The 23640-nt window shown below is 69.5% G+C and carries 19 protein-coding genes and 1 pseudogene; 6 read left to right on the forward strand and 14 right to left on the reverse strand.

Features of this window, described 5'->3' with window-relative positions; genetic code table 11:
* Nucleotides 1-120 precede the first annotated feature (120 nt).
* The 3 genes from LVB77_RS20070 (at nucleotide 121) to LVB77_RS20080 (ending at nucleotide 3603) form a co-directional block, all read left to right on the forward strand.
* Nucleotides 121-1278, forward strand: a complete 1158-nt coding sequence (locus LVB77_RS20070; RefSeq protein ID WP_232907965.1) for an FtsX-like permease family protein — start codon at nucleotides 121-123, stop codon at nucleotides 1276-1278.
* Nucleotides 1279-1290: 12 nt separating this feature from the next.
* Nucleotides 1291-2598: an ABC transporter permease gene (locus LVB77_RS20075; protein ID WP_232907966.1), complete on the forward strand. Its 1308-nt coding sequence runs from the start codon at nucleotides 1291-1293 to the stop codon at nucleotides 2596-2598.
* Nucleotides 2599-2757: 159 nt separating this feature from the next.
* On the forward strand, nucleotides 2758-3603 hold the full coding sequence (locus LVB77_RS20080; protein ID WP_232907967.1) for a hypothetical protein: 846 nt from the start codon (nucleotides 2758-2760) through the stop codon (nucleotides 3601-3603).
* A gap of 6 nt (nucleotides 3604-3609) precedes the next feature.
* On the opposite strand, the gene rarD is transcribed toward LVB77_RS20080, so the two are convergent.
* The 3 genes from rarD to LVB77_RS20095 are packed head-to-tail and all read right to left on the reverse strand — an operon-like array spanning nucleotide 3610 to nucleotide 6070.
* Nucleotides 3610-4512, reverse strand: a complete 903-nt coding sequence (gene rarD / locus LVB77_RS20085; RefSeq protein WP_232907968.1) for an EamA family transporter RarD — start codon at nucleotides 4510-4512, stop codon at nucleotides 3610-3612.
* Nucleotides 4509-5462 (reverse strand): drug/metabolite exporter YedA, encoded by a 954-nt coding sequence (yedA, locus tag LVB77_RS20090; RefSeq protein WP_232907969.1) that lies wholly within the window; start codon nucleotides 5460-5462, stop codon nucleotides 4509-4511. The genes rarD and yedA overlap by 4 nt, the downstream gene beginning before the upstream one ends.
* A 50-nt stretch (nucleotides 5463-5512) precedes the next feature.
* On the reverse strand, nucleotides 5513-6070 hold the full coding sequence (locus LVB77_RS20095) for a GNAT family N-acetyltransferase (protein WP_232907970.1): 558 nt from the start codon (nucleotides 6068-6070) through the stop codon (nucleotides 5513-5515).
* A gap of 81 nt (nucleotides 6071-6151) precedes the next feature.
* Between LVB77_RS20095 and LVB77_RS20100 the strand changes: the two genes are divergently transcribed.
* Nucleotides 6152-6652, forward strand: a complete 501-nt coding sequence (locus tag LVB77_RS20100) for an Lrp/AsnC family transcriptional regulator (protein ID WP_232907971.1) — start codon at nucleotides 6152-6154, stop codon at nucleotides 6650-6652.
* Nucleotides 6653-7019: 367 nt separating this feature from the next.
* On the opposite strand, the gene LVB77_RS20105 is transcribed toward LVB77_RS20100, so the two are convergent.
* From LVB77_RS20105 to LVB77_RS20130, 6 genes are all read right to left on the reverse strand, one after another.
* Entirely contained in the window at nucleotides 7020-7856 is an 837-nt protein-coding gene (locus LVB77_RS20105; RefSeq protein ID WP_232907972.1) for a methylated-DNA--[protein]-cysteine S-methyltransferase, read from the reverse strand.
* A 310-nt stretch (nucleotides 7857-8166) separates the two neighbouring features.
* The gene (locus LVB77_RS20110) at nucleotides 8167-10353 is read right to left on the reverse strand and encodes a carboxy terminal-processing peptidase (RefSeq protein WP_232910373.1); all 2187 of its coding nucleotides are present in this window, start codon (nucleotides 10351-10353) and stop codon (nucleotides 8167-8169) included.
* A 239-nt stretch (nucleotides 10354-10592) separates the two neighbouring features.
* Entirely contained in the window at nucleotides 10593-12497 is a 1905-nt protein-coding gene (locus LVB77_RS20115; RefSeq protein ID WP_232907973.1) for a S41 family peptidase, read from the reverse strand.
* Between the two features lie 68 nt (nucleotides 12498-12565).
* Nucleotides 12566-13600, reverse strand: coding sequence for a lipoyl synthase (gene lipA, locus LVB77_RS20120; RefSeq protein ID WP_232907974.1), 1035 nt, complete (start codon nucleotides 13598-13600; stop codon nucleotides 12566-12568).
* A 208-nt stretch (nucleotides 13601-13808) separates the two neighbouring features.
* Nucleotides 13809-14489, reverse strand: coding sequence for a lipoyl(octanoyl) transferase LipB (gene lipB / locus LVB77_RS20125; RefSeq protein WP_232910375.1), 681 nt, complete (start codon nucleotides 14487-14489; stop codon nucleotides 13809-13811).
* The gene (locus LVB77_RS20130) at nucleotides 14489-14767 is read right to left on the reverse strand and encodes a DUF493 family protein (RefSeq protein ID WP_232907975.1); all 279 of its coding nucleotides are present in this window, start codon (nucleotides 14765-14767) and stop codon (nucleotides 14489-14491) included. Before LVB77_RS20130 ends, lipB begins: the two co-directional genes overlap by 1 nt.
* Nucleotides 14768-14848: 81 nt before the next feature.
* Between LVB77_RS20130 and LVB77_RS20135 the strand changes: the two genes are divergently transcribed.
* Entirely contained in the window at nucleotides 14849-15052 is a 204-nt protein-coding gene (locus LVB77_RS20135) for a hypothetical protein (RefSeq protein WP_232907976.1), read from the forward strand.
* Nucleotides 15053-15208: 156 nt separating this feature from the next.
* Nucleotides 15209-15742: a transposase gene (locus tag LVB77_RS20140; protein WP_232907977.1), complete on the forward strand. Its 534-nt coding sequence runs from the start codon at nucleotides 15209-15211 to the stop codon at nucleotides 15740-15742.
* A gap of 175 nt (nucleotides 15743-15917) precedes the next feature.
* On the opposite strand, the gene LVB77_RS20145 is transcribed toward LVB77_RS20140, so the two are convergent.
* From LVB77_RS20145 to mrdA, 5 genes and pseudogenes are all read right to left on the reverse strand, one after another.
* Entirely contained in the window at nucleotides 15918-17150 is a 1233-nt protein-coding gene (locus LVB77_RS20145) for a D-alanyl-D-alanine carboxypeptidase family protein (RefSeq protein WP_232907978.1), read from the reverse strand.
* A 220-nt stretch (nucleotides 17151-17370) separates the two neighbouring features.
* On the reverse strand, nucleotides 17371-18789 hold the full coding sequence (locus LVB77_RS20150; RefSeq protein WP_232907979.1) for a septal ring lytic transglycosylase RlpA family protein: 1419 nt from the start codon (nucleotides 18787-18789) through the stop codon (nucleotides 17371-17373).
* Entirely contained in the window at nucleotides 18786-19955 is a 1170-nt protein-coding gene (gene mltB / locus LVB77_RS20155) for a lytic murein transglycosylase B (protein ID WP_232907980.1), read from the reverse strand. The genes LVB77_RS20150 and mltB overlap by 4 nt, the downstream gene beginning before the upstream one ends.
* Nucleotides 19956-20252: 297 nt before the next feature.
* A complete protein-coding gene (gene rodA, locus LVB77_RS20160; RefSeq protein WP_232907981.1) occupies nucleotides 20253-21368 on the reverse strand; it encodes a rod shape-determining protein RodA in 1116 nt (371 codons plus the stop codon).
* 401 nt (nucleotides 21369-21769) lie between these two features.
* Nucleotides 21770-23638 (reverse strand): annotated as a pseudogene (gene mrdA, locus LVB77_RS20165) (penicillin-binding protein 2); the annotation flags it as partial.
* Nucleotides 23639-23640: the final 2 nt, after the last annotated feature.

Genomic DNA, 23640 nt, shown 5'->3' on the forward strand with positions numbered 1-23640 from the left:
GACGAGCGCGCTGAGCCACCGCCGTCGCGATCGCGCGCCGTCGGCCGGGCTCCGGATCCTCACCCGCCGCTTGCGCCTGTTCTCCCTCGCGGAGAAGGCAACACCTAAAGGAAAGCAGACATGAAATACCTGCACCTGATCTGGGCCGCACTGTTCCGAAGCAAGACCCGCACCTTCCTGACCCTGTTGTCGGTGGTGGCGGCGTTCCTGCTGTTCGGCATGCTCGACTCGGTCCGCGTGGCCTTCAACTCCGGCGGCAGCGTCGCCGGCGCCGATCGTCTGGTGGTGGCCTCGCGCCTGTCGATCACGCAGATGCTGCCCTACAACCTGCTCAGCCAGATCGAGTCGCAGCCGGGCGTGAAGAAGGTCGCCTACGCGGCCTGGTTCGGCGGCATCTACCAGGATCCGAAGAACTTCTTCCCGAACTTCTCGGTCAGCCCGGACTATCTGGACCTGTACCCGGAATACATCGTGCCCGCCGAGCAGGTCAAAGCCTGGCAGGCCGACCGCCAGGGCGCCATCGTCGGCGCCTCGCTGGCCAAGCGCCACGGCTGGAAAGTCGGCGACACCATTCCGCTGCAGGCCACGATCTTCCCGACCAAGGGCAGCAACGACTGGCCGCTGAAGCTGCGCGCGATCTTCGAGATCAAGGACAGCAAGCGCAAGGGCGAGGAAAACCAGCTGTTGTTCCACTGGAAGTACTTCGACGAGTCCAACGACTACGTCAAGAGCCGGGTCGGCTGGTACATGGTCAAGCTGTCGGACGTGAACCAGGCCACGCGCGTGGCCAAGGGCATCGACGCGCTGTCGGAGAACTCCGACCACGAGACCAAGACCCAGACCGAACAGGCCTTCAACCAGTCCTTCGCCAAGCAGTTCGCCGACATCGGCCTGATCGTCACCGCGATCATGGGCGCGGTGTTCTTCACCCTGCTGCTGCTGACCGGCAACACCATGGCTCAGGCGGTGCGCGAGCGCATCCCGGAACTGGCGGTGCTCAAGACCATCGGCTTCAGCGACCGCAGCGTGCTGGCGTTGGTGCTGACCGAGTCGATCCTGCTGATCGTGCTGGGCGGCAGCATCGGCCTGGGCATCGCCGCACTGCTGATGCCGGGCGTGAGCGCGGCCAGCGGCGGCATCATCCAGCTGCCGACCGTGCTGCCGCAGACCTGGTTGACCGGTCTGGGCCTGATGCTGGCGATCGGCGTGGCGGTGGGCTTGATGCCGGCGTTGCGCGGCATGCGCCTGAAGATCGTCGATGCACTGGCCGGCCGCTAAGGAGAAATCGCGATGATGAAGTTCCTGATCAATGTCGGCATCGTGGTCCTGCTGCTCGCCGCGCTGGCCGTGTGGGTGATGTTGCCGTGGTACGCGGTGGTCGGCGTCGCCGTGGCGCTGCTGCTGTGGCTGTTCCTGACCAAGCGCGGCCAGCAGACCCTGGCCGTGTCCGGCGTCGGCATCTCCAGCCTGCCGCAGCGCTGGGGCGCGTCGTCGGTGATCGTGATCGGCATCGCCGGCGTGGTCGGCGTGCTGGTGGCGATGCTGGCGATGGGCGAAGGCTTCCAGAACACGCTCAAGCAGACCGGCAGCGACGACACCGCGATCATCCTGCGCGGCGGTTCGCAGGCCGAGACCAACTCGGTCATCAACCGCGACCAGGTGCCGCTGATCTCGTCCCTGGCCGGCATCGCCAAGGACGCGGGCGACCGTGCCCAGGTCTCGCCGGAGCTGTCGCAGGTGATCAACCTGCCCACCGTCAGCGACGGCAGCGACGCCAACGCGCAGCTGCGCGGCGTCGGCGCCGAAGCCTGGTCGCTGCGTCCCAACGTCAAGATCGTGAAGGGCCGCAAGTTCGGCGCGGGCCTGCGCGAGCTGATCGCCGGCCAGGGCGCGGCCAAGCAGTTCCGCGGCCTGGAAGTGGGCAAGCAGATCGAGCTGGCCAACCAGAACTGGACCGTGGTCGGCGTGTTCGCCGCCGGCGACTCGCACGATTCGGAGCTGTGGGCCGACGGCGAGGTGCTGGCCTCGACCTACCAGCGCAGCTCGTTCCAGTCGGTGACGGTGAAGCTGGCCGGCAAGGACGGCTTCAAGCAGCTCAAGGGCGCGCTGGCCGCCGACCCGCGGTTGAAGCTGGACGTGCAGACCACCCACGACTACTACGCCAAGCAGTCCGAAGGCCTGACCAAGCTGATCAAGATCCTGGGCACGGTGATCGGCACCATCATGGCGATCGGCGCGGTGTTCGGCGCGCTCAACACCATGTACGCCGCCGTCGCCGGACGCGCGCGCGAGATCGCGACCCTGCGTGCGCTGGGCTTCCGCGGCGTGCCGGTGGTGGTGGCGGTGATGCTGGAAACCATGCTGCTGGCGCTGCTGGGCGGCCTGCTCGGCGCGGCGGTGGCGTGGCTGATCTTCAACGGCTACCAGGTGTCGACGCTGGGCAGCAACTTCAGCCAGGTGGTGTTCCAGTTCAAGGTCTCGCCCGAGCTGCTGTGGAGCGGCCTGAAGTGGGCGCTGGGCATCGGCCTGGTCGGCGGCCTGTTCCCGGCGCTGCGCGCGGCGCGCCTGCCGGTGACCACGGCGCTGCGCGCCGCTTAAACGACAAGTCACCGCGGAAAACTAACGAGGCGCCGTTCGCGGCGCCTCGTTTTTTTTGCGGCGATCAACGGCGGCGACGCATGCACGGGTCAGGGCCTGCGCGCCGACGGTCGGATCGGCTAGGCTGACGCGGTCCGGCCGACAGGGAGCCCGCCGCAGGTGGACAGCAGACGCGAGATCACCGAGACGCTGCGCACGCGCCGCCTGGACGCGAACCTGCATCGCGGCAGCGCGCTGATCGGCGCCGCCGTGCTGGCGCTGATCTCCACCTCGTTGTCGGCCGCGTTGCTGGGCGGCGAATGGACCGCAGGCCTAGCGCTGCTGGTGCTGGCAGCAGCGTGGGCCTTGCTGCTGCCCTGGCTGATCACCGTGCTGCACTCCGGCCCGCACCTGAGCCTGGACGATCGTGGCCTACGCACCGTGCTGATCGGCGACATCCCGTGGGCGGACGTGGCCGGCCTGCACCTGCGCACCGATCGCGATACCGGCGAGGACGGCGTGCGTATCCGTCATTACCTGGACTTGTGCCTGCGCCATCCGCACCGCTACTCCGCATCGCTGTGGATCCGCAAGCAGACCAAGGCCCACGCCGATTACGGCAGCTACACGCTCCCGCTGGACCTGTTCGACAGCGATCCGCTGCAGATCCATCGATTGGCGCTGCTGCTGCGTCGCGCCGAACCGGCGCCGTTCTTCGCCGACTGGCAACTGGACGTGACCATGGCCGAAGTCGCGCGCGAGATCGAGGCGCTGCGCGAGCGCGCCGGTGCGCTTGGCGCCGCACAGGCGTCGGCGGAACCCACCGACGACTACCCGCACCGCCTGCGCGCTCAGCAGGCATCGGCCGAACGTGAGGTCCAGGCCGAAGCCCAGCGGCGCGAGCGCGAGTTGCGGCGCAGCCGCACGCGCCGCGAGGCCGAGCGCACACGGCAGCGCAGGGACAGCTGGCTCATCGTCGGGTTCGTGCTGGCGGCGTTGCTCGCCGCTTACCTGCTCGACCTCTGAGCGACGTCAGGCCGCCGCCTGCCTGCGCGACCGCCACAGGCCGTCGCCGGCGAACATCAGCAAGCCGACCCAGATGAACACGAAGCCGATCAAACGCGCGCGGTCGAACGGCTCGTGCAGCACCAGCACGCCGATCAGCAGCTGCAGGGTCGGCGCGATGTACTGCATCAGACCCACCACCGACAGCGGCACGCGCCGTACCGCGTAGGCGAAGCCGATCAACGGCAGCGCGGTGAGCGCGCCGGCCATGATCAGCAGCAGATCGACGCCCAGGCCCCAGCCGCCCAGAAACCCGCCCTGACCGTGGCTTTCGCCCCACAGCAGCACCGCCAGCGCGGGCAGGAACAGGTACAGGCTCTCGATGCCCAGCCCGGTCACTGCCTCCACCGCGACCAGCTTGCGGATCAGGCCGTAGGTCGCGAACGACAGGGCCAGCGCGATCGCGATCCAAGGCAGTTGGCCGTACTGCCAGGTCAGCCAGACCACGCCGGCCGCGGCCAGCGCCACCGCCAGCCACTGCACGCGGTTCATGCGCTCGTGCAACAGCAGCACGCCCAGCACCACGTTGACCAGCGGGTTGATGAAGTAGCCCAGACTGGTCTCGACCACGTGGCCGGCGTTGACCGCCCAGATGTACAGGCCCCAGTTGAAGGCGATCAGCGTGCCGCTCAAGGCCAGCATCGCGGCCTTGCGCGGCTGCGAGAACACCTCGCGCAACCAGGCCAGGCCCTGCTTCCAGCACAGCCAGGCCGCCACCATCGCCGCGCTCCAGGCGATGCGATGGCCGACGATCTGCAGCGACGGCACCGCCTTGAGCAGATGCCAGTACAGCGGCATCAGCCCCCACAGTACGAACGAGGCGGCGGCAATCCACAGCCCGCGCCGCCCTTCGGCCTGCGCGGCGTTCATGCCGCCGGCTCGCTCGGCGTTGGCGCGGCCGGAGCCGGCGTCATCGGCGCACGCGCGGCGCGCGCCTTGGCCAGGGTGATGATGACCACGCCGACCAGGATCACCGCCATCGCGCCGATGTCGTGCGAGGTGAAGCGCTCGCCCGCCAGCACCGCGCCGAACAGCACCGCGATCGGCGGATTGACGTAGGCATAGCTGGTCGCCAGCGCCGGGCGCACGTGATGCAGCAGCCAGATGTAGGCGGTGAAGCCGAAGATCGAACCGGCCACGACCAGGTACAGCAGCGCCCCGGTCGCACCCGCGCTGGGCCAAGCGGTGATGCGCTCGCCGGTCACCGCGGCCGCGCCCAGCATCCACACGCTGCCGGTCAGCATCTGCGCGCTGGCGGCCATGAACGGCGACGGCAGGTCCTGATCGCGGCTCCAGATCGAACCCCAGGCCCAGGCGATCGGCGCCACGATCAAACAGACCAGGCCCAGGGTCGAACCCGACAAGGCGCTGCCGGCGTTGAGCCAGATCACGCCCAGGAAACCGATCACCAGACCGATCCATTCGATCTTCGAGGGATGGCGGCCGCGCAGCATCGCGAACACGCCGGCGAACAGCGGCATCGACGCCACCGCGATCGCGGCCAGGCCGGAGCCGACTTCGGTCTCGGCCAGGTTCACCAGGCCGTTGGACAGCAGCACCATCCAGATCGACAACACCCACAGCGTGCGCCATTGCTTGCGCGTCGGCGGCGTCGCGCCGCGCCAGCGCAGCACGCCGTACATCAGCGCGCCGGCGATGAACATGCGCAGCGCGCCGAGCAGGAAGGGCGGATAGCTCTCCAGGGCAAAGCGGATCGCGAGATAGGTCGAGCCCCACAGGATGTAGACCGAGGCCAGCGCCAGCGCGACCGCGATCGCGCCGGGGGCCAGTCTTGCTGCGGAGGGTGAGGCGGCGCTCATACGGCGGGGTTTCCTAGGGGGAGGAAGGGAGGGAGTGACTGCTACAGGGTTCAAGGCGGACGGTGCACGCAGACCGCGGTGCGCCCGCTGCCGACGCTGCGACGCACGGGGTCGTGATAGCTGTCGATCGGGGCGAAACCGGCCTTGCGCATCATGCCGGCCGAGCCCGCGTTCTCTTCGTGCCGTTCGGCATAGATCTCGATCAGGCCGCGCGCGCGCAACCGCGCGACGGCCTCGCCCAGCAGGCGCGCGCCGAGGCCGGCGCCGCGGTGGTCGCGGTGCACCACCACCTCGCCGATGTGGCCGTGGCGCGCGCGCTCGCGGCCGGCGCTCTGGTAGCAGGCGAAGTCGTCGCTGTCGGCGTACGTGGTCGCCGCGACCAGCGCGCCGTCCAGCGTCGCCAGCACCGCGTCGACACCGCGACCGATCGCGCGCAGGTGCTCGGACAGCGCCGGTTCGGCGAGGTAGTTCCACGGGCTGGGGCCGTGCTCGCGGATCAGCGCATGGACCGCCGCGATGTCGGCGGGCGCGGCCACGCGCAGGGCGTAGCGCTCGGCACCGGCGCGCAGGGGAGAAGGGGTGGGGGCGAGGCGCTGCATGCGGCTCATCGGCGTATTCGACTCGACGATCCTATCGGGGGGCGAAGAATGGCGATTGAAAATTGGCCCGCCGCAACGCAAAATTTTTGCATGGCCCGTGCCCCCCTCGCGTTGGACGAACTCGACCACAAACTGCTGGGCCTCCTGCAGCGCGACGCCTCGGCCACGCTGACCGCGTTGGGCGACGCGGTGGGGCTGTCGCCCAGCGCGGTGCAGCGGCGGCTGACCCGCTACCGCACGCACGGGCTGCTGCGTCAAGTCGCCGTGCTGGACCCGGTCGCGCTGGGCAGCACCCTGGCCGCGGTGTGGGTGACGATCGAACGCGAATCGGCGAGCCGGCATGCCGCGTTCTACGCGCGCATGCGCGCCGCGCCCGAGGTGCAGCAGTGCTATGTGTTGGCGGGGCAATGGGATTACCTGGTGATCCTGGCCACCACCGGCGTCGCCCACTGCCGGCAGGTCGCGGAGCGGCTGTTCTTGGACGAGGGCAACATCAAGCGCTACGAGACGCATCTGGTGTTCGATGTGGTCAAGCACGGGCTGGAATTGCCGACGCGGGATGCGCCTAAGGCGACGCGAAGGCGGAAGTAGTGGCCTGGCTGGAAGCGGCGGGTTGGTAGCAGTTGGTAGCGCATACGCTCAGGTCGGTGCTTGCGTCGTAGGCGCGTTTCGCGATCGCGGCTCACGCCGCTCCCACAGAGGGCGGGCTTGCGTCGTAGCTTCCTGACGCGGTCGCGGCTTACGCCGCTCCTACAGAGGGCAAGCTTGCGTCGTTACCTCCTGGCGCGATCGCGGCTTACGCCGCTCCCACGGAGGGCGGGCTTGCTTCGTAACTTCACTGACGCGGTCGCGGCTTACGCCGCTCCTACAGGGGCCACCGGCGATTCGTAGGATGCGGTACGCCGTAGGCGCACCGCATCGTGGGCTCCGCATCGGGCGCGGACTGGCGCGCCTGCCGTTATGCCGCGCGCTCGCGCTGCAGCAGCTTTTCCTTCAGCGGCAGGCCCCAACGGTAGCCGCCCAGCGAACCGTCGCCGCGCACCACTCGGTGGCAGGGCACCACCACCGCCACGCGATTGCCGGCGCAGGCGCGCGCCACCGCGCGGGCGCTGCCCGGTGCGCCGATGCGTTCGGCGACCTGCGCGTAGCTGAGCGTCTGTCCGGCCGGAATCTTCATCAAGGCATCCCAGACCTTCTTCTGGAACGCGGTGCCCAGCAGGTCCACTGGCACCGCGTGGGCCTGGCCGCCGAGGGTGTCGGCGACGGCTTGCAGGCGCGGCGCGAGGAACTCGTCGCGGCCGGCGTCGACGCGTTCCAGCTGCGCCTGCGGGAACTCGGCGCGCAGCTTGGCTTCCAGCGCCGCGCCGTCGTCGCCCAGTTCGACCATGCACACGCCGCGTTCGGTGGTGGCGACCAGGGCCGTGCCCAGGGCGGTGCGCGCCAGGCTCCAGCGGATCTGCTCGCCGGCGCCGCCGGCGCGGTAGCGCGCGGGCGTCATGCCCAGGCGGGCCGCGCCGCCCTCGTACACGCGCGAGGGCGAGCCGTAGCCGGCGTCGTACAGCGCGGCGCTGACGTCGCTGCCTTCGCGCAGGGCCGACTTCAGCGTGCCCAGCTTGCGCTGCGCCAGGTATTCGGCCGGGCTGATTCCGTAGCGCGCGCTGAAACGGCGCTGCAGGTGCGAGGGGCTGAGGCCGACGGCGGCGGCCAGATCGGTCAGGGTGGGCTCGCCGGCATCCAGCAGCGCGCGCGCGTGATCGAGCTTGTCGACGGGGGTGAGATCGCGGATGGGGGTCATGGCGTTCATGGCCTGCAGGGTACGGCCGGCGGCGTGGGCGCGATATCCGATTCTTGCACCCATGGGGGTTCGGTGCTGGAGAGCTTCAGTTGGGGGTAAAGGAGGTCTGCGTCGCAGCCCGGCATCCGTTGGCGCTGGGGTTTCGTCGCATGCGGGTGTCGCGATCGCGGCTTACGCCGCTCCCACAGAAAGCGGGGGGGGCTTGGGTGAGGTCCGTTGAGTGTCGAATCGTTAGGGAGGCGTGGCTCGGAAACGACGAAGGCGCGCCCTTGCGGTGCGCGCCTTCGTGATTACCCGTTCGCCGCGGAACTCAGTCGGCCCAGTGGCCCGGCTTGTTGGCGGTCGGCAGCACCTGCGCCGACAGCTGGCGGTCGTCGTTGAGCAGGCGCACCGCGTCGGCCAGGATCGAGGCGGACTCGCGCAGCAGCGGATCCGGGCGCTTTTCGGCGGCCTTCTCGCGCGCCACTTCCTGGGCCAGGTTGCGCTCGCTGGACTGCAGGCCGTCGTCGCCGTTGTCGTCGGCCAGCGGATCCAGGTCCAGGCCCATGGTCTTGCGCTCGGCCTGGCGCTGCTTGCGCTTGGCGTCGTCGCGGTCGCGCTCGGCGCGGCGCTCGGCCTCGTTGAGCGTGATCGACTTCTTGGCGCGCTCGGTGCGGAACTCGGTCACGTCCTGCGACCACCACTGGAATTCCTTGTCGTTGGCGACGCGGCTGTCGTGCAGCGCCGACAGCTTGGGCAGCAGCGGCGCGAAGTTGCCGTAACGCACGTGCGGCACCGGCGCGATCTTGGTCCAGGGCAGCGCGTTGTCGTAGGTGCTCTCGCCGTATTCGCTGGCGTCGACCGAGGCCGGGAACGACAGGTCGGGCACCACGCCCTTGTTCTGGGTGGAACCGCCGCTGACGCGGAAGAACTGGGCGATGGTCAGCTTGACCTGACCGAAGCGCGGGCCTTCGTTGGCCGGCCAGCGGTCCAGGTCCAGCATGTTCTGCACGGTGCCCTTGCCGAAGGTGGTCTCGCCGATCACCAGGCCGCGGCCGTAGTCCTGGATGGCGCCGGCGAAGATCTCCGAAGCCGAGGCCGAACCGCGATTGATCAGCACCGCCAGCGGACCTTCCCAGGCGATGCCGGAGTCGTCGTCGCCATTGACCTCGATGCGGCCGCCCGACTGGCGCACCTGCACCACCGGGCCGCGGTCGATGAACAGACCGGTGAGTTCGATCGCCTCGTCCAGCGAACCGCCGCCGTTGTAGCGCAGGTCCAGCACCACGCCGTCGACCTTGTCGGCGCGCAGCTTGGTCAGCAGCTTGCTGACGTCGCGCGTGGCCGAGGCGTAGTCGGCGCTGTTCTTGCGACGGCCTTCGAAGTCCTGATAGAAGCCGGGCAGCTTGATCACGCCGATGCGCTTGGCCGGGACGCCGCCGGCGGCCGGGATGGTGATGATCTCGGACTTGGCGGCCTGATCTTCCAGGCGCACCTTGTCGCGCACCAGCACCAGGCGGTTGGGCTTGCTGTCCAGGCCGGCTTCGGCCGGGATCACGTCCAGGCGCACCTTGGTGCCCTTGGCGCCGCGGATCTTGGCGACCACGTCGTCGATGCGCCAGCCGATCACGTCTTCCATCGCGCCGCTGTCGCCCTGACCCACCGCGACCACGCGGTCGCCGGCCTTGATCTTGCCGGAGTTGCCGGCCGGACCGCCGGGCACGATCTCGCGGATCGCGACCACGTCGTCCTGCTTCTGCAGCACCGCGCCGATGCCTTCCAGCGACAGCGACATGGTCATGTTGAAGTTGTCGGCCGACTTGGGCGTGAAGTAGTCGGTGTGCGGATCGATCGCGTTGGCGTAGCTGTTGACGAAGGTCTGGAACACGTCCTCGCTCTTGAGCTCGGAGAAGCCCTTGGCGAGATTCTGGTAACGCTTGTCCAGGGTCTTGCGGATGTCCTCGGGCTTCTTGCCGGCCAGCTTCAGGCGCAGGTAGTCGTTACGCACCGACTGCCGCCACAGCGTGTCCAGCGCGGCGGTGTCGGCGGCCCACGGCGCCTTCTCGCGGTCGTACTCGAAACGGTCGCTGCCGTCGAAGCTGAAGATGTCCTGCTTGAGCAGCGCGCGCGCATAGGCGACGCGTTCGTCGACGCGCTGCTTGAAGGTGGCGAAGATCGCGTAGGCCGGGCTGAGGTCGCCGCCGCGGATGGCGTCGTCCAGCTTGGTCTTGTAGGCGTCGAACTTGGCGATGTCCTGGGCGGTGAAGTACTGCTTGCCCGCGTCCAGCGATTCCAGATAGCGCTTGTGCATGTCGGCCGACAGCGCGTCGTCGAGCGCGCGCGGACGGTAGGCGTAGCGGCTGTCGGACAACACGCCGTAGACCAGCTTGGCGGCGGTGGCCTGATCGGCGGTCGGCGCGTTGGTCAACGCGTTGGGAGCGCCGCCCGCGTCGGCGCGCGCGAGCAGCGCGAGCGGGGCGGTCAGCATGAAGGCGAGCAGAGTGGTCTTGGCGGTCATCGCGGGGGTCTTCATGGCCGGAGCGGCCTAGGCGTCGAGGATGGTGCGGGATTGGACAAGACCACAGTGCCGAAAGTTGCCGTGCCTGTCACGCGCGGCGGTAACGGTTTCGGGCATCCGGGGGCGGATGGCGTTCAGCTTCGTGGGTTGGGCACGCGTAAAGGCGTTAGAACGACGTTAGAAAGTCGTCCCGACGCCTAAGGATGTGAACGCAAGACCGGCCGCAACGGGGCTAAAGCTCAGCGCGCGGCGCCCGCCGTCGCGTCGGCCAGCACCGCCGCGGCCTCGGCCAGCTCGGCGTCGGTCTGCGGTGGCGGCCCCAGCCGCGCCAGTTCGGCGCGGCGCGCCGCCAGGTTCAGCGACACCTGGCCGCGCGCGTGCGCGGCCAGGGCCTGCCGGCGTTGCTGCCAGCGGCGCAACTCGCCGTCGGCGGCCGCGCGCGCCTGGTGCGCGGCCAGCGGCACGGCCGGCGCGACCGGCGCCTTGTAGCCCGGCATGGCGACCATGCGCGGACCAGGCTTGGGCGCGGCCGCGGTATCGGCGAGCAGGCTCAGGTCCGGTGTCACGCCTACCCCCTCCAGCGATAGCCCGCTGACCCGGAAGGCATGGGCGACGCTCATGCGCACCTGGCCGTAACGCCGCTCCTGGTTGTTCGGCCAGCGGTCCAGGTCGATCAGGTTCTGGATGCTGCCGCGGCCGTAAGTGCGCTGGCCGACCACCAGGCCGCGGCCGTAGTCCTGCACGGCGGCGGCGAACATCTCCGAGGCCGCGGCCGAGCGTGCGTTGACCAGCACCGCCATCGGGCCGGTCCACACCGGCTCGACCTGGGCGTTCATCAGTTCGACGCGGCCACCGCCCTCGCGCAGCTGCACCACCGCCGGCGCCCGCATGAACAATCCGAACACTTCCGGCAACTGGTTGAGGGCGCCGCCCTCGTTGTCGCGCAGGTCCACCAGCACCGCGTCGACGCGCTGCGCCTGCAGCTGGCGCAGCAGCTCGGCGACGTCGCGCGACACCGAGCGGTGATCGGGATCGGTGCGCATGCGCGCGAAATCGACGTAGAAGCTGCCCGGCACGATCACGCCGATGCGCTTGCCGCCGACCTCCAGCACGCGCTGGGTGGCGCGCTGCTCGGCCATGCCGGCGCGGGCGCGTTCCAGCACGACGGTGCGCGTGGGCTCGCCGGGCAGGCTGCCGAACGGCTGCACCTGCACGCGCACGCGGCTGCCCGGACGGCCGCGCAGACGCGTCACCAAGGCGTCCAGATCGGCACCGGCGACGTCCTCCAGCGCGTCGGTCTCGCCCTCGCCCGTCGCCAGCAGACGGTCGCCGCTGCGCAGGCCGGCGCGCGCGGCGGGGCCGTCGGCGCTGAGGTAGACCAGCGATACCGTGTCGTCGTTGCCGCGCTTGAGCGACATGCCGACACCGACGTGGTCGGGCACCGCGTCGAGCAGGCGCTGCGCGGCGGCGGACGAGTAATAGTCGCCGCCGGAATCGCTGACGCCCGCATAGGTGTTCAGGACCGCTTCGAACACCGCCTGCGGCGACGGCGCATGCGCGGCGCCCGCGATTTGCGCGTAGCGGCGTTCCAGCGTCGCGCGCACCTGCGCCGGCGTGCGGCCGGCCAGGCTCAGGTCCAGCGCCTCGCTCTTGATCCGGCGCAGCCACAACGCGTCCAACGCGGCGGCGTCCGCGGCCCAGGGCGCGGCGGCGCGATCGGGCGTCCAGTCGTCCTGGCCGCCGAAGTCGAAGCCCTGCGCGAGCAGCGCCGGCACCTTCGCCACGCGCGCGTCCAGGCGCGTCAGCGCCAGTTCGCGCATGGCCAGGAACGGGGCGAGATCGCGTGCGCGGATCGCGTCGTCCAGGCCCTCGCGATAGCGCTGCAGCTCGCCGATATCGGCGGCGCTGAGGTAGAGGCGATCGGGATCCAGCTGCGCCAGCCAGGCGTCGAACAGTTCGGCCGACAAGGCGTCGTCCAGCGCACGCGGCCGGTAGTTGTAGCGCTTGTCGGTGAACAGGCCGCTGACCAGGGCGATGGTGTCGGCGCGCGTCTTGACGTCGTCGGCGGCCACGGCATCGGCCGCGGGCGCCTGCAGCGCGCAGCCCCACAGGGCGAGCGCGAGGCCCGCGCGCAACACAGTCATTGGATATCCCCGGCGACGTCCCATCGTCGCCGTCGATCATACCCGGCGCGCGGCGCCGGATTGGCGGCTCAGGCCGCGGCGAAACCGGCTTCGATGGCCTGGCGGTCGGCGTGGTAGGACGAACGCACCAGCGGGCCGGAGGCGACGTGGGTGAAGCCCAGCGCCATGCCGTACTCCTCCAGCGCCTTGAACTCGTCCGGCGTCCAGTAGCGCAGCACCGGATGGTGATGCGGCGTGGGCTGCAGGTACTGGCCGATGGTGATCATGTCCACGTCGTGCGCGCGCAGGTCGCGCAGCGTGGCCTGCACCTGCTCCATGGTTTCGCCCAGGCCCAGCATGATGCCGGACTTGGTCGCGACCTGCGGGTGCTGGGCCTTGAACTTCTGCAGCAGGGTCAGCGACCACTGGTAGTCGGCGCCCGGACGCACGTTGGTGTACAGGTCCGGCACGGTCTCGACGTTGTGGTTGAACACGTCCGGCGGGCTGGTGTTCAAGATGTCCAGCGCGCGCTCCATGCGGCCCTTGCCGCGGAAATCGGGCGTGAGGATCTCGATCTTGGTGCGCGGGCTTTCGTTGCGCACGGCCTTGATGCAGTCGACGAAATGCTGGGCGCCGCCGTCGCGCAGGTCGTCGCGGTCGACGCTGGTGATGACCACGTACTTCAGCGCCATGTCGGCGACGGTGCGGGCCAGGTTGGCCGGCTCGCTGGCGTCCGGCGGCTTGGGCCGGCCGTGGGCGACGTCGCAGAACGAGCAACGGCGCGTGCAGACCTCACCGAGAATCATGAAGGTCGCGGTGCCGTGACTGAAGCACTCGTGGATGTTCGGGCAGCTGGCCTCTTCGCAGACGGTGACCAGCCGGTTCTCGCGCAGTTTCGCCTTGAGCTGGGCGACCGAATTGCCCGAGGGGATGCGCACGCGGATCCAGGACGGCTTGCGCAGCACCGGCGCATCGACGAACTGCACCGGCGAGCGCTGGATCTTGTCGCCGCCGAGCTGCTTGGCGCCCGGCGTCATGGTGGTGGACTGCAGCACCGCCGGCGCGTCGGGCGCGCCACCGCTGACGACCGTGAGCGGGATGGTCTTGGAGGCGGGATCGGTCATGCGTGCGTCGACTCTGGTGTGTTAGCTCCCTCCCCCGCGGGCGGGAGAGGGTTGGGGTGAGGGCCACGCAGCGGCCGATCGCGAAGCGAATCGGCACTGCGTTCCCCGGCCCGCCCGCATAGCGGTCGGGCGTTCGGCGCAGCGCGAGCCGGTGGCTCGCAAACGCCGCTCCTCACCCCGCTTGCGGGAGAAGGGAAATCAGAAGCAATCAGAAGCTCAACGGCTCGGCGGTTTCCACCGTCAAACCAAACTGCCGGGACAAGTGGTCGACCAGCACCGGCTTGACCGCATCCAGCCCGGAAGGGCCGCCCAAGTCTACCACCGAGGTCACCTGCAGCCCCTGATAACCGCAGGGGTTGATGCGCTGGTAGGGCGACAGGTCCATGGCGATGTTGAAGGCCAGGCCGTGGAAGGTGCAGCCGCGCCGCACCCGGATGCCCAGGGCCATGACCTTGGCCCCGGCCACGTAGACCCCGGGCGCGCCGTCGCGGCGCGCGCCTTCCAGGTTCCACTCGGCCAGGGTGTCGATCACCGCCTGCTCGATCCGGTCCACGTACTCGCGCACCCCGACCTTGAGCCGGCGCAGATCCAGCAGCGGGTACAGCACGATCTGGCCGGGCCCGTGGTAGGTCACCTGGCCGCCGCGGTCGACGTGGATCACCGGAATGTCGCCCGGCATCAGCACGTGCTCGTCCTTGCCGGCCTGACCCAGGGTGAACACCGGCTCGTGTTCGACCAGCCACAGCTCGTCCGGCGTGTCGGCGTCGCGGGCGTCGGTGAAGGCCTGCATGGCGCGCCAGACCGGCTCGTAGGGCTGGCGGCCCAGATCGCGCAGCTGCGCCGGCGGCGGGCCGCGCTCGCCGCCCAGCACCGCCGCCACGGCGTCGATCACAGTGTCCACTTCACTTCCGGATGGTCGCGCAGCACCTGGTGGGCCAGGTCGTACTGGGCGCGGCTTTCGGCGCGGAAGCTGATCCGTACCGAGACGTATTTGCCGCTGGCCGAGTGCTTCCACTGGATGGTTTCGGCCTCGACCTCGATACCGGCGTCGGTCAGCAGCCGCGGCAGTTCGCGCTCCAGGCCGGCCTCGGCCGCGCCCATGGCGCTGAGCTCGAAGGTACCGGGGAACTGGAAGCCGTGGTCGGGGTTGTCGGATTGGATGTCCATACGCGGATTATGGGTCCGCGGGAGCCCGAACCCAACCCGGCGTAGCATGCGCCCAGGCACCGGTTGCGGGAGTCGCGTCAGATGAATACAGCGTCGCTGTGGTGGGGCTTGCTGTTCGGCTCGATCGGCCTGGGTTATTTCCTGTACGGCAAGCGCCAGCGCGCACCGGTGCCGCTGGTATGCGGGCTGGGGCTGATGGCGTTCCCCTACTTCGTCTCCAACAACTGGGCGCTGGTGCTGATCGGCGTGGGGTTGGCGGCGGTGCCGTATTTCTTGCGGTTCTGACTGCCGCGGTAGCCGCAGCCGTACGATGCGGTGAGCGTAGCGAGCCGCATCGCCCACCCATCACCAGATTTTTCCCACACCGTAGCGCGCCATCTGCCGACAGCGCCCCCGCGTTGCGACATTCATCCTGGGCCCTCCGTGCTCCGGGTTCCAACGATGACCGCCTATCGCCGCCCCCACGCCTCAGGCGCGACCTGGTTCTTCACCACCAACCTCGCCCAGCGCGGCGGCAATCGCCTGCTCGTGGAGCAAATCGGACTACTGCGCGAAACGGTCGCGCGGGTTCGGTGCAGACATCCGTTCCGCATCGACGCCATGGTGGTGCTGCCCGATCATCTGCACGCCATTTGGACGCTGCCTCCCGGCGATTCACGTATCGGAACGCGCTGGGGACTGATCAAGGCGGACTTCGCCCGTCGCCTGCCGCACGGCGAACAACGTTCGAACAGCCGCCTGTTGCGTGGCGAGCGCGGCATCTGGCAGCGACGATACTGGGATCATTTGATTCGCGATGCGACCGATTTGGCGGCGCATTGCGATTACGTGCACTACAACCCCGTGAAACATGGACTGGTGACGGCAGCGAAGGAGTGGCCCTACTCAAGCTTTCATCGCTACGTGAGCGATGGGCGATATGCGAAAGACTGGGGTGTTGCGGCGTATGCCGGGACGCGTGATTTTGGCGAGTGACGCGGGCTGATGCGGTTCGCTGCGCTCACCGCATCCTACGGTGACGTTCCGGGCGAAGTAGGATGTGGTGAGCGCAGCGAACCGCATAGCACGCGATGTTCGTTAGCGATGTAACTGGATATAAAAAGGCCGGCTTTCGCCGGCCTTTTTGATCGCATCGTTAGGCGTAAGCCGCTTACTCCGACTCCCACCACATCCAGAACTCGTCCCACAGGCGCTTGAAGAAGCCGCCTTCTTCGATCGCGTTGAGCGCGACCAGCGGGCGCTGGGCGATGACTTTGCCGTCCAGCACGACCTTTACGGTGCCCACGGCCTGACCCTTCTGGATCGGCGCGACCAGGGTCTTGCTGACGTCCATGCTGGGCTTGAGCTGGGCGTACTTGCCGCGCGGCACGGTCACCAGCAGCGGCTCGGCGACGCCGAGCTGGGCTTCGTCGGCGGTGCCCTTCCAGACCTTCTGCTTGGCGATGGATTTGCCGGCGTCGTAGAGGCGGTGGGTTTCGTAGAAGCGGAAGCCCCAGTTCAGCAGCGCCTGGCTGTCGACGGTGCGCTGGTCGTCGGAGGTCGAGCCCATCACCACCGAGATCAAGCGCTGATCGCCACGCAGGGCCGAACCCATCAGGCAGTAACCGGCGCCGGAGTGGTGGCCGGTCTTGATGCCGTCGACCGACGGATCGCGCCACAGCAGGCGATTGCGGTTCAACTGCTCGATCGGGCCGACCTTGAGTTCCTTGATCTTGTTGTACGAGTACGCGACCGGGAAATCGTGGATCAGCGCGCGCCCGAGCAGGGCCAGATCGCGTGCGCTGGAGTAATGGTTTTCCTGCGACAGGCCGTGCGGATTCATGAAGTGCGAGTTCTTCATGCCGATGCGCGCGGCGTACTGGTTCATCAGCGCGGCGAAGGCGTCCTCGCTGCCGGCGACGTGCTCGGCCAGGGCGATCGCGGCATCGTTGCCGGACTGCACCACCATGCCCTTTTCCATGTCGATCAGCGGCGCGGTCTTGTTGACCTCGAAGCCGGAGTAGCTGCCGTCGGTGGCCGCGCCGCCCTTGCGCCAGGCGTTCTCGGTCATCATCACCTGGTCGGTGTCCTTGACCTTGCCGCCCTTGAGTTCGGCGGCGATCACGTAGCTGGTCATGACCTTGGTGATGCTGGCCGGCTCGACGCGGGTGTCGATGTTTTCGCCGGCGAGCACGTTGCCGCTGGCGGCGTCCATCAGCACCCAGGCGCTGGCCTTGATCGCCGGCGGCGGCGGCACCGGCAGCGAATCGCTGGCCGGCGGCAGGGCCGCGGCGGGCTTCGGAACGGGCGTCTGCGCGAAGACCAGGCCGGCGGTCGTGGTGACCAGGCAGGCGGCGGCGAACGCTGCGAGCGCGGCGGCGCGTGGGGTGAAGCGGGCTTTCATCGTTCAACTACTCCGGGGAGCCGGTCTCGTGCCGGCCTGGGCTGGGCTTACGCTGGAATTCTAGGCTGGAGCCGCCCGTCCCGGGCGCTCCAGATCGGCGGGCGGGCTTGCGCCCTCCCCTTGCGTTCGACGCGGCCGTCCCGGGCCGCGATCGACGGCGGGACGTCCTGCCCCGCGCCGCCGCGGACGAATCCGCGGCCAGATGTAGCTCCTGGCGCGTTCAGTCGCGCACGCGCTGCGGTTGTCCGAAACCCAGACCGACGATACGCGCGGCGAGTTCCGGCGCGGCGGCGGCCTGCAGCGGACCCACGCGCAAGCGCCAAACCTTCTGCCCGTTGGCGTTGCCGTCGAGCAGGCGCGCGTCGTCGATGCCGGCGCTTTTCAGCATGCCCAGCGCGCGGTCGGCGTTGCTGCGCGCGCTGAAGCTGGCCACTTGCAGGGTCACGTCTTCGCCGCGCGGCGTGTCGTTGCGCTCGATCGCGGCGGCGACCACGGTGGCGGCCTTGGCCGGACTCGGCGGCGGCGGCGCCTTGGGCGGCGCCGGCAGCGCGGCGGCGGCGACCGCTTCGGCCTTCTGGCGTTTTTCCAGGGCGCGGCGCTCGGCGCGGCTGAGCTTGCGCGGCGGCGCGCTGTCCACGCGCACCGCCTTGCCGGTGGCGACCCGGACCTGGCGCGACTTCATCCAGACCTCGAACTCGTCGGCGGTCATGGTCTTGCCGTTTTGCAGCATGTCGAAGCGGTAATCCCCGCCCGAGGCCGGTTTGGCGGCGGAGGCGACCGCCGCCGCTGTGGGCTTGGCGACGACCGGCGCCGGCTTGCCGGTGGCGATGCGTGCGCCCGGCGGCAATTCGCCGGCGTTGGCGCTGGCCACCGGCATCGCCGACACCAGGCGGTCCATGGCGCTGGGCGCGGCCGGCCGGGCCGCGGCCGGCGGCGGATTGTTGGCGGCGCTGGCGTACGCCGGCGGCGGCGCCTCGCCCGGATGCAGCGCGCGCACCTCGACCCGGCCGGTGCCGCGCTGGGTGATGCCCAACTTGACCGCGGCGGCGTAGCTCAGGTCGATCACGCGGCCGTCGTGGAAGGGGCCGCGGTCGTTGACGCGCACGGTCACCGACTTGCCGTTGTCCAGGTTGGTCACGCGCGCGAAGCTGGGCAGCGGCAGCGATTTATGCGCGGCGGTGAAGGCGTACATGTCGTACACCTCCAGGTTGGAGGTGCGGCGGCCGTGGAATTTCTGGCCGTAGTAGGACGCGGTGCCGGTCTCGACGTAATCGTCGTGGTTGTCGAGTACGCGGTAGGTCTTGCCCAGCACGGTGTACGGCGAGCGGTTGCCGAAGCGCGAGCGCGGCTCGGCGACGATGTCGGGCTCGGGGATCGCGTCGACGTCGGGCACGTAGTCCGGCGTGCTGTCGCGCTGGCCCGGCGCGTACAGGCCACCGGCGGTGTAGTTGCCGCGCGTGCGCGGATCTTCCTGGGCCGGGGCGTACGGCGATTTCTTGCGTCCGCCCGCCGACGGCAGGCCGGCGCGATGGACGCCGTCGCGGTCGGGCAAGGCGACCGATTCGGAGGCGGGCTTCCTGGGGGCGCTAGCGCAGGCCACCAGGGCCAGGGGCAGGATCGCGGCGATCAGCCGCTTCATGCCGGAGGCTGTCCAGTGCTGTTCGTGGCCAAGGGATTCTCCCGTCCGGCGATCGCCTCGGACAACTGGTACACCGCCATCGCGTAGTGGGCGGAGATGTTGTAACGGGTGATCGCGTAGAAGTTGCGGAAACCGAGCCAGTACTCCGGCCCGGCGACGCCTTCCAGGTTCAACAGCGTCGCCGTTTCGGTCGGCGCGACCGTGCCCAAGGGACGATAGCCGCGCGCGGCCAGGTCGCTGAGCGGAATGATCGGGTCCAGGTTGTCGGGCTTGAAGTCCAGCGCGGTGGCGTCGCGGTTGGCGCGCAGCACGATCGGACCGCCGCGCACCCAGCCGCCCTTCTTGACGAAGTAGTTGGCGACCGAGGCGAACACGTCGTCGAGATCGGTGAACAGATCCTTCTTGCCGTCGCCGTCGCCGTCGACCGCGTACTGACGGTAGCTGGAGGGCATGAACTGGCCCCAGCCCATCGCGCCGGCGTAGCTGCCGGTCAGCGTGGCCACGTCCATGCCGTTTTCCTTGCCCATCGCGAACAACTGGCCGAGCTCGTCGCGGAAGAAGGCCTCGCGGCGGTTCTCGCGTTCGGCCTTGGCCGGATCGCCGGTGCGCGGATAGGCGAAGGCCAGCGTGTACAGCGCGTCGATCACCGGATAGCTGCCGGTGTTGCCGCCAAAGCTGGTCTCGACCCCGAGGATCGAGACGATGATCTCGGCCGGCACGCCGGTCTGCGCCTCGACGCGCGCGAGCTTTTCGCGATGCTGGGCCAGGAAGGCCTTGCCGCCGTCGATGCGCTTTTGGGTGATGAAGATCGGGCGGTAGTCGCGCCAGGGCTTGGCCTCGGCCGGGCGCGACATCGCCGCGACGATGCCGTCGCGGATCTGCGCGCGGGCCAGCACGGATTCGATGTAGGCCGGGTCGATCGCGTACTTGGCCGCGGTGTCGCGCACGAACGCGGCGCGGGCCTGCTCGATCGGCATCGGCACCACCGGCGGCGGCAGATGCGCGAGCGGGTCGGGCTTGGCGGCCGGCGCGGCCGGCGTCGGCGTCGCGGCGGGCGCCTTGGGCTGTGCGGCGGTCGGGGGCGGCGCCTGGGTGGCGCAAGCCGCCAGAGCGAGCGTGAGCGCGCAGATCGCGGCGCGGCGTACGGTATGGGGGCGTCGAATCATCGACGCGAGGTTAGCACGCGAAAACAGCGGCCAAAACCGTGTATTCATGAAGATCGCGGCCGATAGTCAGGTTTTGTTGCTTAATCGGCGCGAAGTGGGCGCAGCGGGATTCCGGCTACATGTGGCCACGAAGCGATCGCGCCGCGGAAGCCCCTCTCCCGCTGGGAGAGGGGTTGGGGTGAGGGTCCGACGCAAGTGCGCCGCTCGAACCTCATCCCGGACCCTCATCCGCCCTGCGGGCACCTTCTCCCACAGGGAGAAGGAAAATCAGGAGCTCGACGCTGGCGCTTCAGCCTCTCAGCGCCCGCCATGCACCGGTCGGTGCGCGCGCACCGCCATCACCACGCCCAGGCCGGCCAGCAGCGAGACCGCGGAGGTGCCGCCGTAGCTGAGCAGCGGCATCGGCACGCCCACCACCGGCAACAGGCCGGCGATCATGCCGCCGTTGACGATCACGTAGACGAAGAACGCCAGGCCCAGCGCGCCGGCGATCAGGCGCGAGTAGCCGTCGCGCGCCTCCGCCGCGATCCACAGGCAGCGCCCGACCACGAACAGGTACAGGCTCAGCACCGTCGCCACGCCCAGCCAGCCGAACTCCTCGCTGAGCACGGCGAAGATGAAATCGGTGGTGTGTTCGGGCAGATAGTTCAGATGCGACTGCGAGCCCTGCAGCCAGCCCTTGCCGGTCATGCCGCCGGCACCGATCGCGATCTTGGACTGGATGATGTTCCAGCCCGTGCCCAACGGATCGGATTCGGGGTTGAGGAAGGTCAGGATGCGGTCCTTCTGGTAGGGCCGCAGCAGCCAGAACCAGGCCACCGGCGCGATCGCGGCGACGCCGCCGAAGGCCGCGCCGAACCACCACCACGGCAATCCCGCCAGATACAGCGCGAACGCGCCGCTGATGCCGACCAGCATGGCGGTGCCGAAGTCGGGCTGCAGCAGGATCAGCACCGTCGGCACCGCGATCACCACGCCGGCGACCAACACCGAAGAGAACTTCGGCGGCAGCGCCTGACGGTTGAGGTACCAGGCCACCATCATCGGCAGGCTCAGCTTGAGCAGCTCGGCGGGCTGGAAATAGAACAGCTTCAAATCGATCCAGTGGCGGCCGTGCTTGCCTGTGCCGATCGCCAGCACCAGCAGCAGCGGCAGCAAGGACGCGCCGTAGATCAGCGGCGTCCAGTTACGCAGCTGTGAGGTCGGCATGCGCGACAGCGCCCACATCGCCACCAGGCCGGCGCCGAAGCGCGACCCCTGCGCCAACACCATGCGCGTGGAATGGTCGCCGGCGCTGTACAGCACCGCCAGGCCGATCGCCATCAGCGCCAGCAAGGCGCCCAGCAGCGGCAGATCGACCGTGCGCAGCGCGCGCGCGATCAGGTCGAACAGCCAGCGCAGAATCACTCTCACCGGCGCGGCTCCGGCGGTGCGGCGCCGTTTTGCCGCGTGGGCATGCCGCCCTGAACCGGCGCCTGGCCTTGCGTTGTCGCCGGCGCGGTGCCGGCGCTCGCAGGCGCCGCCGCGGTGGGCGCGACTTGCGTCGTCGTGCTGGTTCCCGTCTGCGCAGGCGCGGTGGCGCCGCTGCGCCGCGCATTCAAATTAGGCGCATTGGCATGGCCCTTCGCGGCCTCCTGCGCCAGCGCCTGCGGGCTCAGCGCGCCGACCGCGAACGCAGGCGACACCGGCGCCGGCGTATTGGCCACCACGCCGTCGTCGGCCGCCGACAAGGCGACCTGCACCACTTGCGCCGTCGTCGCCGCCACCGGCGCGGCCAGCGGCGGAATCGCGTTTTTCTCGGCCGGATCGGGCTCCGGCATCTTGCCCAGCAGCCAGGCATCGAAGATCTTGCGCGCGATCGGGCCGGCCGAGCTGGCGCCGTAACCGCCGTGCTCAACCACCACCGCGACCGCGATGGTCGGGTTGTCGGCCGGCGCATAGCCCACGAACAGCGCCTGATGGCGCAGGTGGTAGGGCAGCGAATGCGGGTTCAGGCTGACGTTGCCGCGCCGGCTGATCTTCTGCGCGGTGCCGGTCTTGCCGGCGCTCTGGTACGGCGCGCCGCGCACCAGGCTGGCGCCGGTGCCGCCGGGCAGCATGGTCGCGACCATGCCCTCCTGCACCGCGCGCAGATGCGCGGCGTTGTCGGTGATGCGCGACGGCACCGGCTGCTCGACCGCGGTCCACGGCGACTCGTAACCGTCGCGGCGCTCGCGCACCAGGTGCAGCCGGCGCAGGTCGCCGCCGTTGGCGATCGCCGCGGTGCCGCGCACCAGTTGCAAGGCGGTGGCGACCCAATAGCCCTGGCCGATGCCGGCGATCACCGTCTCGCCCGGGTACCAGCCTTCCTTGCTGCGCTTGGCCTTCCATGCCTGCGACGGCACCACGCCGCTGTTCTCGCCGGCCAGGTCGATGCCGGTGGGCCCGCCGAAGCCGTACTTGCGCATGTACTGCTCGAAACGGTTGATCCCCATTTCGTAGGCGAGCTTGTAGTAGTAGTAGTTCACCGACTGCGAGATCGACTTGCGCAGATCGGTCCAGCCGGCGCCGCCGTGCGCGTCGCGGTAGCCGCGCTTCTGGCCTGGGATGTGGAACTCGCCGGTGGAGAACACCTTGTCGTCGGCGGTGCGCAGGCCGCTGTCCAGGCCGGCCAGGCCGATCAGCGGCTTCACCGTCGAGCCCGGCGGACCGCCGCCGAGCACGTTGCGGTTGAACATCGGCCGCGAGGGGTTGTCCATCAGCGCGCGGTAGTCGGCGCTGGAGATGCCGTTGACGAACAGGTTGGTGTCGTAGCCCGGCAGGCTGACCATGGCCAGCACCTCGCCGGTGCGCGGGTCCACCGCCACCGCCGAACCGTCGAAGTCGCCGAACGCGGCCACCATCGCGCGCTGCAGGTCCAGGTCGATGCTCAGGCGCAGGTCCGCACCCGGCTGCGCCGGCACGTGCCCGACCTGGCCCATCGGACGGCCGTCGACGTTGGTCTCGATCTTTTCGTAACCGACCTTGCCGCGCAGCGCTTCCTCGTAATAGCGCTCCAGGCCGGTCTTGCCGACATGGGTCAGGGCCGCGTTGCCCTCGGCCATGGTCTCCAGGTCCTTGGTGTCGATGCGGCCGACGTAGCCGATCACATGCGACAGCAGTTCGCCGTAGGGATAACGGCGGTTGAGGTAGGAGACCAGCTCCACGCCCGGGTAGCGCCAGCGATCGACCGAGAAGCGCGCCGCTTCCTCGTCGCTCACGCGCAGCTTGAGCGTGATCGGCTTGAAGCCGCGCGTGGCCTTGCGCTCGTTCTCGTAGCGCTTGATGTCCTCGGGCGACAGCGCGATGACCTGTGCCAGCGCCGGCAGCCAGGTTTCGGTCTTGCCGGCCTCGCTGGGCGTCACGTCGATGCGGAACGCCGGCACGTTGTCGGCGAGGATGCGGCCCTTGCGGTCGTAGATCAGCCCGCGCCCGGGCACCACCGGCCGCAGCTTGATGCGGTTGGCTTCCGAGCGGGTGACGTAGTCGGCGTGCTGCAGCACCTGCAGGCGGTAGTACCAGAAGCCCAGGCCGAGCACGCCCAGCACCACGCACACGAACGCGACCGCGGCGCGGCGGCGGAACTGGTCCGCCTCGGCGGCGGCGTTCTTCAGCGTCCGCTTCTTGAGCGGGTGCGCACCGAACCAGCGACGACGCGGGCCCACGG

The organism is Lysobacter sp. 5GHs7-4, from assembly GCF_021284765.1.
Lineage (GTDB): Bacteria > Pseudomonadota > Gammaproteobacteria > Xanthomonadales > Xanthomonadaceae > Lysobacter.